At 69.5% G+C, this 8,903-nt stretch carries 10 protein-coding genes and 3 pseudogenes; 5 read left to right on the top strand and 8 right to left on the bottom strand.

Translation table 11 applies throughout. From position 1 onward, the window contains the following. The 3 genes from G6R25_RS18260 to G6R25_RS18250 all read right to left on the bottom strand — a co-directional run. Nucleotides 1–979, bottom strand: a 979-nt coding sequence (locus G6R25_RS18260; protein ID WP_235948967.1) for an AAA family ATPase, incomplete at its 3' end; no start/stop codon positions are given. A gap of 81 nt (nucleotides 980–1,060) precedes the next feature. Next, the gene (locus G6R25_RS18255; RefSeq protein ID WP_163553949.1) at nucleotides 1,061–1,819 is read right to left on the bottom strand and encodes a Clp protease N-terminal domain-containing protein; all 759 of its coding nucleotides are present in this window, start codon (nucleotides 1,817–1,819) and stop codon (nucleotides 1,061–1,063) included. A gap of 81 nt (nucleotides 1,820–1,900) precedes the next feature. Then, entirely contained in the window at nucleotides 1,901–2,665 is a 765-nt protein-coding gene (locus G6R25_RS18250) for an NAD(P)-dependent oxidoreductase (RefSeq protein WP_235948964.1), read from the bottom strand. A gap of 106 nt (nucleotides 2,666–2,771) precedes the next feature. Here G6R25_RS18250 and G6R25_RS31875 point away from each other — a divergent pair. Then, a pseudogene (locus tag G6R25_RS31875) lies at nucleotides 2,772–2,909 on the top strand (winged helix-turn-helix transcriptional regulator); the annotation flags it as partial. A gap of 264 nt (nucleotides 2,910–3,173) precedes the next feature. On the opposite strand, the gene G6R25_RS18240 reads toward G6R25_RS31875, so the two are convergent. Next, nucleotides 3,174–3,788 carry a TMEM175 family protein gene (locus G6R25_RS18240; protein ID WP_136448929.1) on the bottom strand — a complete coding sequence of 205 codons (615 nt, stop codon included), beginning with the start codon at nucleotides 3,786–3,788 and terminating at the stop codon, nucleotides 3,174–3,176. Nucleotides 3,789–4,195: 407 nt separating this feature from the next. Between G6R25_RS18240 and G6R25_RS31870 the strand changes: the two are divergent. Continuing rightward, nucleotides 4,196–4,282 (top strand): annotated as a pseudogene (locus tag G6R25_RS31870) (YciI family protein); the annotation flags it as partial. A 155-nt stretch (nucleotides 4,283–4,437) separates the two neighbouring features. Beyond that, on the top strand, nucleotides 4,438–4,887 hold the full coding sequence (locus tag G6R25_RS18235; RefSeq protein WP_136448931.1) for a peroxiredoxin: 450 nt from the start codon (nucleotides 4,438–4,440) through the stop codon (nucleotides 4,885–4,887). Nucleotides 4,888–5,087: 200 nt separating this feature from the next. On the opposite strand, the gene G6R25_RS18230 is transcribed toward G6R25_RS18235, so the two are convergent. The 3 genes and pseudogenes from G6R25_RS18230 to G6R25_RS31865 form a co-directional block, all read right to left on the bottom strand. After that, on the bottom strand, nucleotides 5,088–5,609 hold the full coding sequence (locus G6R25_RS18230; RefSeq protein WP_235948962.1) for an ATP-binding protein: 522 nt from the start codon (nucleotides 5,607–5,609) through the stop codon (nucleotides 5,088–5,090). A 238-nt stretch (nucleotides 5,610–5,847) separates the two neighbouring features. Continuing rightward, a complete protein-coding gene (locus G6R25_RS18220; protein ID WP_336501719.1) occupies nucleotides 5,848–6,489 on the bottom strand; it encodes a sigma factor-like helix-turn-helix DNA-binding protein in 642 nt (213 codons plus the stop codon). 79 nt (nucleotides 6,490–6,568) lie between these two features. Then, a pseudogene (locus G6R25_RS31865) lies at nucleotides 6,569–6,661 on the bottom strand (RNA polymerase subunit sigma-70); the annotation flags it as partial. Between the two features lie 224 nt (nucleotides 6,662–6,885). Here G6R25_RS31865 and G6R25_RS18215 point away from each other — a divergent pair. Continuing rightward, nucleotides 6,886–7,425 carry an NAD(P)-dependent oxidoreductase gene (locus G6R25_RS18215; protein ID WP_235948960.1) on the top strand — a complete coding sequence of 180 codons (540 nt, stop codon included), beginning with the start codon at nucleotides 6,886–6,888 and terminating at the stop codon, nucleotides 7,423–7,425. A gap of 131 nt (nucleotides 7,426–7,556) precedes the next feature. On the opposite strand, the gene G6R25_RS18210 is transcribed toward G6R25_RS18215, so the two are convergent. Further along, a complete protein-coding gene (locus tag G6R25_RS18210) occupies nucleotides 7,557–8,504 on the bottom strand; it encodes an NADP-dependent oxidoreductase (RefSeq protein ID WP_163553947.1) in 948 nt (315 codons plus the stop codon). A gap of 50 nt (nucleotides 8,505–8,554) precedes the next feature. Between G6R25_RS18210 and G6R25_RS18205 the strand changes: the two genes are divergently transcribed. Beyond that, nucleotides 8,555–8,902, top strand: a complete 348-nt coding sequence (locus G6R25_RS18205) for a helix-turn-helix domain-containing protein (protein WP_205447229.1) — start codon at nucleotides 8,555–8,557, stop codon at nucleotides 8,900–8,902. Nucleotide 8,903: the final 1 nt, after the last annotated feature.

The following is an 8,903-nucleotide window of genomic DNA, read 5'->3' as shown; positions in this document are numbered from 1 at the left end:
CGTTGCCGACGAACCGGCGCTGACCGATTTGCCAAAGCTGGGCGAGCCGGCGAGTGCCGCGCGCGTGCTCCAGATCGGACCACATAGGGCGCATCACGGCGTGGTAGAAGGTCACCAAAGGCTCGGCGATGCGGAACTGCGTGCGGTTGTCGCGGAATGCGTCTGGCTCGCGAGTGATCAGTCCGCAGTCGGCCAGGACGGTGAGTGGATGGGCGAGGTCGCCCGACTTCCGCCCGAGGTAGGAGGCGATGCCCCCCCGCGACGCGTTGCCCTCGGCGATCGCCGTGAGGACCGAGTGGTAAAGCGCGGTGTCGCGCAGGTCCGGTTCGTCGGCGAGCAGGTAGCGACCCTCACGGAAAAGCGGGCTGGTCGGCGAGAGCACGGTGCGGGTGACCCAGGCGTCGAAGTCGTCGGGGCCCGCCGGGGTGTCGTCGCGGGCAAACTCACGGCGGTAGGCCGGGGTGCCCCCGACGATCGCGTTTACCTTCAGTGCGGTGACGGGGTCGTCGATTCCCCAGAACCGGGCAGCGAGCTGGTGGTCGAGTGTCGGGACGACGAGCTCGAGACCGGACCGGCCCCGCAGCGGCGCGTTGCCCGCGAGCAGACCGCCCATGAACAACATCGCGGACCCGCAGAGCAGCAGGCGCGTTCGGCTGTCGTCCCGCAGCGCGCGTCGCGGTGCCAGCGCGTTCTGAATGATCGACGGCAGCCGCGGATTCCCCCGGACAAGGTAGGGAAACTCGTCGATCACCACAGGCACAGGACCACCGCGGCCGAGCTCGAGCAACGCGTCGAACACCGGATACCAGTCGTCGAACGCCAGCGGCGCCGGCGCACCCAACCGGTCGGCCAAGACGACGCCGATCCGACGCAGCGACTCGCCGTCCGTGGCCTCGTCTGCCCCGAAGAAAAACCCGCCGGTGGCCTCGCACAACGCACGCAGCAGAAACGTCTTGCCCTGCCGACGCCGGCCGGACACGACCCCCAGCGTCGCGCCCCCCCGCGGTGTCGGTCGCGAACCGCGTCAACGCGTCCCACTCGAACTCCCGGTCGAACATGTCTACCGGTCGTCCCAGCGCGACCACTTCGCTACCGCCTCCCAGCTTTCATAAGCACACTTATCATAGCCGTACTTATGGATGTCCGGGGGGGCCTGGCCACCGGGCTGCAGGTCGATGATCAGCTGGGCGCGTTGCGCGAGCAGGGCCTTCTCGCGCTCGCGCGCCGCGGTCACGGCGGCGAAGTCGCCCCCGTCGATGGCGGCGTCCTTCTCCGCCCGCACCTGGCCGAGCTGCACGGCGATCTCACGAGCCCGGGCGTTGGCTCTGGCGATCGCGATGTCGGCCCCTGGCTGGCGGAGCGGCTCGGGCGGAGCAGCTTCCTGCGTGGCGGCGATGGCCGCGAGAATTTGACGGCGACCCGCCTCGGAGCCGACGCCGCATCGGGTGAGAATGTCGGCGGTGACGCCCTCGTTCTCGTCCAGCAGCCCGAGCAGAAGGTGCCCGGAGCCGGCGAAGGTGTGGCTGAGCAGCTGAGCCTCCCGCACCGACCTCTCCAGAACGTGCTTCGCGCGCGCACCGAACCGGATGTGCTCTGGCGGCGGATGCTCGCTCGCGCCGCCAGCCGCCACGACCGCCGACCGGGCGTCGGCCAGGGTGAGGCCGGACGAACCCAACACGGCACCCGCCGGGCCGGTGTCCTCGTGGAGCAGGCCGAGCAGGAGGTGCTCCGCGCCGATCCGGTCGTGACCGAGTGCCCTGGACTCCTCCTGCGCGTGGGCGATGGCGCGCCGGGCGCTGTCGGTGAATCGCTCGAACATCTGGCGGCCATCCTCGGGTTCCCTACCGCTCGGCACCGACGCGGTCGACGCAATCATCTCTGCTCGCCGTCACGCCGACGGTCAATCGCTCGATTCCGGCTGTCGTTCCTGCGCGGTCACCTCCGGCGTGGGCAGCACGGCCACCTGAGTCTGGTGCAAGGTCGGGGTTTCGGCCTGGTCCGCTATGGCCCGCGCGAGCTCGTCATAGCCGAGCACGCCCTCGACAAGGCGGCGGTCGAGCGGCGGTTCGACGAGAACATAGCCCGCCGCGTCGGCCGCGCCGTCGGCCTGCAAACCGGCCGGTGGGGTGACGACCAACCAGTCGAGGTCGGACGCGCGGCGGCGCAACGCGGGCAGTTCACGGGCGTGCGCCCGCGCGAACGGCAACAGCCACGGGGGAAAGACGGCGGGGTCGTCCATCACCGTACGCCCGTCAGCAATGGTCAGCGTGGCGAACAACCCGATCGTGACAAGCCGGGTGGCCGGCGATTTCCGCGCGGCGCCGACGACACCGGCAACAATATGTTCGTAGAATGCCTCGTCAAAGCCATCGAACGAGGGCGGCGGCGCCGAGAAGGGCGTCACCGCGACCACGATGACATCGGCGTCACGCAGAACGTCGCCGAGGTCGGCGCCGCGGGTGGCATCCGCCTCGGCCACCTCGACACCAAGATCTCCCAGCGACCGGTGTCGACGGGCGTCGCGTACCACGCCGGTCACCTGATGTCCCCGGGCGACGAGCTCCTGGCTGACGGCGCGTCCCGCGCGACCACCGGCGCCGAGCACGGCGACCCGCGCTGGTGCACCCGGTCGGGATACCGCCCCGAAGGGCTGTGTTCCTGTCATGGTGGCCAAGGTAGGGGGCGGTGGGCCGGTTACCGCAACGTGACCGGCTACCGTTGGCGGTGTGGAGAAGACGGCCGACGCCCCGACATTCGACCCGGCCTGCCCGATGAGCGCCTTCCCGATCCAGATCGGCGACAAGTGGACCGCGATGGTCGTCCTGTGCCTCGAGGCCCGACCACGGCGGTTCACCGAGCTCAGGCAGCTGCTCGGCCCAGTGAGCGCGAAGGTCCTGACCGACACCCTTCGCGCGATGGAGCGAGACGGCCTGCTGAACAGAAGCGCCTTCGACGAGAACCCGCCCCGGGGGGGAATACCACCTGACCGCCCTCGGTCGGACGTTGCTGCAACTGGTCGAAGCGGCCCGCAGCTGGGCCCGGGACAATCTCGACGACCTCCTGTCCGCCCGCCGCCGGCACGACGACATGCTTCTCCACGGTCACGAGACCGTCGCGCTCGCCGCGGAAAGGCTCGATGGTCGGCCATCACCTGCACCTGCACCTGCCGCACGTCAGTCCGGGGAGCCGAACTCGCGGACGGCTCGGCCGATGCGGCGGTCAGGGACGATCCAGATCAGCGCGACGATCGTGTAGCAGCCGGTTCCGATGATGACGCCGAGCTTGCCGTGGGTGTCGACGAACAGCGCGGACAGTATTCCGACGAGATAGAACAGCGGCGAGATCTTGCCCTTGAGATCCCATCCGATGACCTGCCTGAGCTGGGAGTCGGGCCCGTGCGCCTGGATGACCACCCATTGGAGCACGACGTAGGCACAGGCCGCAGCCAGCAGGTTCGCACCGAAGAGGACGACCGGGAAGCGCGCATAGTCCGTCTCGTCCATCCAGGCGGTCGTGAACGGGAACAGCGACAGACAGAACAGCAGGCCGAGATTCGCCCAGAGAACGCCGCCGGTCACCCTGCGGGCCAGCTGGAACATGTGATGGTGGTTGTTCCAGTAGATCCCGACGTAGACGAAACTGAGCAGGTAACTGAGCAGGCCCTTCCCGGTGGTGTGCCACAGGTCCGCGAACGTGTGCCCCTCGGGGATCTTCAGCTCGAGAACCATGACCGTGATGATGATGGCCAGCACACCATCGCTGAACGCCTCCAGACGACTGGTCCTCACCGGACTGCCCCCGCAACGCCGCGACCGACCATCGCCGTGCGCGCAGCCGCACACGTTCCCCCTGTCCACATACCGCTATGAGACCATCTCCCCCGACCAGGAGCCGCGGCGGTGGTGGCGATGATGCAGGTTTCGCGTTCTACTGCCAGGTGGTCCTACTGCCAGGTGGTCGACAACATCACGCTGGGCGCCACGCCGGTTCGGCGACCGTCAGGGTGCGATCGAGGCGCAGGGGGCGCGCAGCGGCTGTGCGGTGTGGGCCGCGCGGATCATCCGGCACGAGGGCGAGGCCGGTGCCGGCCAGGAGGACGGAGTCGCGCGGACGGCGAGGTCGAGAACCCGTGGCTGGCTCCGTCCCGGCGACGAACGCGGCCAACGTGGGTCGCCCCAGCACCGAGGAGAAACAGATGGCCAAGTACCTGCTGCTCAAGCACTACCGTGGCGCCCCGGCCTCGATCAACGACGTGCCGATGGACCGGTGGACGCCGTCTGAACGTCCATCCGGGCCGCACCGATCGGGTCGTCGTCGGCCGCTCATCTCGTGCAGAGCGTCACCGGGTCGGGATAGCGTACGAAATCAGCCGTCGCTCCGGCGGCCCTGGACGCCGGGCCGATGCCTGTCGCCCAACCCGAGGTGAGGAGCGCACAGATGCTGCGTGTCGGCGACACCGTGCCGGACTTCGAGCTGCCAGACGAGAGCAACACCCCTCGCAGGCTTTCCACTCTCCTGACGGACGGTCCGGTCGTCCTGTTCTTCTACCCGGCGGCGATGACCAAGGGCTGCACCGCGGAGAGCTGTCATTTCCGGGACCTCGCGGCGGAGTTCGCCACAGTCGGCGCCCAGCGGGTCGGTATCAGCACGGACACCGTGGCCAAGCAGAAGGAGTTCTCCGACAAGCACTCCTTCGACTATCCGCTGCTTTCGGACGCCGACGGCAGCGTGTCGCGCGCATTTGGCGTGAAGCGGCCGCTCGACCTGCTGCGGGTCAAGCGCGCCACCTTCGTGATCGGTACGGACCAGGTCATCATCGAGGCCATCAGCAGTGAACTGAACATGAACACGCACGCCGACAGGGCGCTGGCCGCGTTGAGCCGATAGGACGGCCGGCACCTCGGGGTGGACGGGGCCGAACACGCGGGTCGGGATCGACGCCTCGAGCTCCCAGCAGGTTTCACGGTCGGCGGCTGACAGGTCGCCTCGAGCACGGAATAGTAGATCTGGTCGCAGAAATGTGCCGAACCCTGGTCACAAGTGTGTCACTCCTGGCAACACCCCAGTCGGGCCCCACCTCAGGCACGTCACGTCGCCGCGTACAGGTCGGCTGGACCGACGAGCGTGATATCCGGTGACTCGGCAGCGGCCGTCGCGGAAGAGCCCGCTGGTCGGCGAGAGCACGGTGCGGGTGACCCAGGCGTCGAAGTCGTCGGGGCCTGCCGGGGTGTCGTCGCGGGCGAACTCGCGCCGGTAGGCCGGGGTGCCGCCGACGATCGCGTGCACCTTTCTATCACCACCGGGACGGCACGATCGCTGCCCAGCGCGAGCAGCGCGTCGAACACCGGGTACCAGTCGTCGAACGCCAGCGGCGCCGGGGCGCCCAGCCGGTCGGCCAACGCGGCACCGACCCGGCGCAACGACTCGCCGTCCGTGGCCTCGTCCGCCCCGAAGAAGAACCCGCCGGCTGCCTCGCACAACGCCCGGAGCAGGAACGTCTTGCCCTGCCGACGCCGACCGGACACCACGCCCAGCGTCGCACCCCCCGCCGGATCGGTCGCGAACCGCGTCAGCGCGTCCCACTCGAACTCCCGAGCGAACATGTCCACCGCCCGGACCGCGCCGGTCGTGTCGCTGTTCCCGTGGACATACAGGGCATTGGGACGACCTACCGTAGCGCCAAGACACGGATAGTAAACAGTGTCGCAGAACTGGCGGAAAGCGGCGCGCCTCGGATAGTTACGCTACGTGCCCATGAGGCTTGCGGTCGCGCTGGCGCCCAGCTTCCAGCACGCCTCACGGCGGCCTTACCGCCTCGGGCACCGGCGCCGGCTGTCGCCGCCGGTCCTACTGGTCGGTGAAAGCCCGCGGATCGACGTGCCGCAGCCGGTCGGGATGGGCGAAGACGTCGATTCGCGCGATGCGCCCGGCCTGAACCGTGAAACCCAGGACCGCGAAGACCGCTCCGTCGGGCGAGATAACGACGAGGCCGGGCCGACCGTTGACCAGCGCCGCGCGACCGTAGGGGGCCAGCGGCGCGAAGGCCGACACCTGGTTGACCACCGCCCGGGCCCCGCGCGTCTCGCCGGACGCCGCGCCATCGGCGTCGGCCTGCAGCACGACATCGGGAGCGAGCACCTCGAGCAGCCGAGGCAGGTCACCGTCGCGGGCAGCGGCCTGGAACGCCTCGACGAGGCGGCGCTGCCGGACCGGATCGACCTCCGTGCCGAGCTCCGGGCCGACCTCGGCGCCGCGCAGCCGGCGGCGGGCCCGGCTGGCGAGCTGGGTCGCGGTGGCGGTGGAGCGCCCGACGATCGGGGCGATCTCGTCGAACGGCACGCCGAACAGGTCATGCAGAACGAAGGCGAGCCGCTCCGCCGGCCGCAGCGTGTCGAGGACGACCAGCATCGCCATGCCGACCGCGTCGGCCAGCAGTGCCTCCTCTTCCGGGTCGGTGCTGCCCACCCAGCGGCTCGGGCAGGCGCACACCGGCCGGCTCCTCAGGACGGGAGCGGCGCGCACGCAACTGGTCCAGGCAAATACGTGCGGTGACAGTTGTCAGCCATCCGGGCAGGTTGACGACATCGCTCCGGCCGGCCCGGGTCAGGCGCAGCCAGGTGTCCTGAACGGCGTCCTCGGCCTCGCTGAACGAGCCGAGCATGCGATAGGCGACGGCCCGCAGCCGCGGCCGTTCCACTTCGAACATCTCGGCCAACGCATCCGTCATGTCTCTCCTCCCACGTCCGTCATACCGAGTGACGAACGGCGAGCGGCCGATCTGACGAATCCTGGTCGGCCCGACGGAGGGAGCATCCGGATGAAACTCACGATCTTCGCGGCGACCGGCGGTATCGGCCGGAGGCCGTATCGCCGTCTCCCGGACGCGTGCTGGCCGCCGACCTCGCGACGGCCGACGCGGAGGACCTCGTGCCGGCGGTGGCCGGCGCGGACGCCGTCCTGTCCACCCTAGGCGGACGGAGCCGGGACGACACCGGGGTAGCCACCCACGGCACCGAAGCGATGATCGCCGCGATGCGGGTGACCGGCGTGACCCGGGTCATTATCGTCAGCACGGCGCCGATCGGCACAGTTCCCTCACCGGCGCGGCCGCACCCGCCGCGCCACGACCCCGGTGACAACGGCCTCATGCGTTACGTCCTTGGCCCGGCGGTCAAGAGGGTGCTCCGGGGCCACTACGCGGACCTGGCCCGGATGGAGGACGCGCTGCGCGCGAGCGCTCTCGACTGGACGATCGTGCGCCCGCCCCGGCTCACCGACGGCCCGCTGACCAGGATTTACCGGACGGCCCACGGCCAGAACCTGCGCGGTGGTACCTCGGTCTCACGCGCAGACGTCGCCGACTACATGCTGCGCGCCGCCCGCGACCACGCCGACGTACAGCAGATCGTCGGGATCGCGCAGTAACGTATCCACGAAGGGTCCGAAGGCCGGGCCGGCCGCCGCGTCGGGGGTGCCCTTCTTCACGTCGCGCGTCTCGACGGGTACCGGCCAACCCCATCCGGCGCTCCTCACGTCAGGCAGCACGGCGTCGACAGTCACCGGACGGTGAGTACCACCTTGCCTGTGACCCGGCCCGCGTCGCCCAGTTCGTGCGCCCTGGCGGCCTGCTCCAACGGGAAGGTGGCTTCGACGACCGGGCGGAGTGCGCCGCTACTCACCAGATCGGCCACCGCGAGCATCCCCGCCTGGTCGGCCTCGACCAGCATCAGCCGGTGGTGGACGCCGAGTTGCGCGGCCTCCGCTGGCATAGGCCGCGTGTCGGAGAGCGCGAGGGAGACGAGGACTCCGCCCGGTACCAGTGTCCGGAGGGAGCGAGCCGTGTAGTCGCCGCCGACGGCGTCAACGACCACGTCGACCTTGCCGGTCACCTTCTCGAAATCCACATTGTGGTAATCGATCAGTTCGTCGGCGCCGAGCGTGCGGAGCAGATCGTGCTTGGGTGCGCTGGCGGTGCCTATCACGTGAGCACCCAGCGACTTGGCGATCTGTACGGCGAAGTGGCCGACACCGCCGGCTGCGGCATGTACCAGCACGCGCTGGCCAGGCTGGACGTCGGCTACCTCCACCAGGGCCTGATGAGCCGTCAGGGCGGCCAGCGGGACCGCGGCGGCCTCGACGTGATCGAGTTCAGCGGGCTTACGGACGAGAGCACGTGCGGGGGACGTGACGTACTCGGCGCAGGCACCGTGGCCATGCGGGTACGGCAGCATGCCGAAGACCTCGTCGCCCACCTCATGGATTGTCACGCCGACGCCGAGCGCCTCGACCACGCCGGACACGTCCCAGCCCAGGACCAGCGGAAGCCGCCCGAGAAAGCCGGGGATCTGCCGGTGCTTCCAGTCGGTCGGGCTCAAGCCCGCCGCATGGACCCGCACCAGAACCTCGGACGGTCCGGGGACGGGACGCTCGATCTCGACCTCACTCAGCACGTCAGGGCCACCCAGTTCGTCCTGGCTGATAGCCCGCATCGTTGGAGTCGTCATGCGCCCAGCCTGCCGCCTCAGCCGGCAGCTCAGACAGTGGCCTGAAGGTCATGATGTGCAAGGATCGGGCCACGCATCGTGTCGTCGTACTCGCCGTGGACGGCGTGATCCCCTTCAAACTCAGCCTCGCCTCCCGGATCTTCGGCACCGCGCGCACTGCCGACGAACAGCCGCTGTACGAGGTGATCACCTGCACGCTGGACGGTGACTCGGTGGTTACCGCCGCCGACTACTCCGTCGCGGTCGCCCATGACGCGACGGTGCTGGCCACCGCCGACACCGTCGTCATCCACCCGTCCGAGGCGATGGTCAAGATCACCCACCCGGAAGCGCTGCCACCCACAGTGAGCCATTCCCGGCGTCGATTTGTGAGGTTGGGTAATTGTTGCGGGGTGTGAG

It is taken from the genome of Candidatus Frankia alpina, from assembly GCF_902806485.1.
Lineage (GTDB): Bacteria > Actinomycetota > Actinomycetes > Frankiales > Frankiaceae > Frankia > Frankia alpina.
This window is presented reverse-complemented; position numbering and strand designations above follow the sequence as displayed.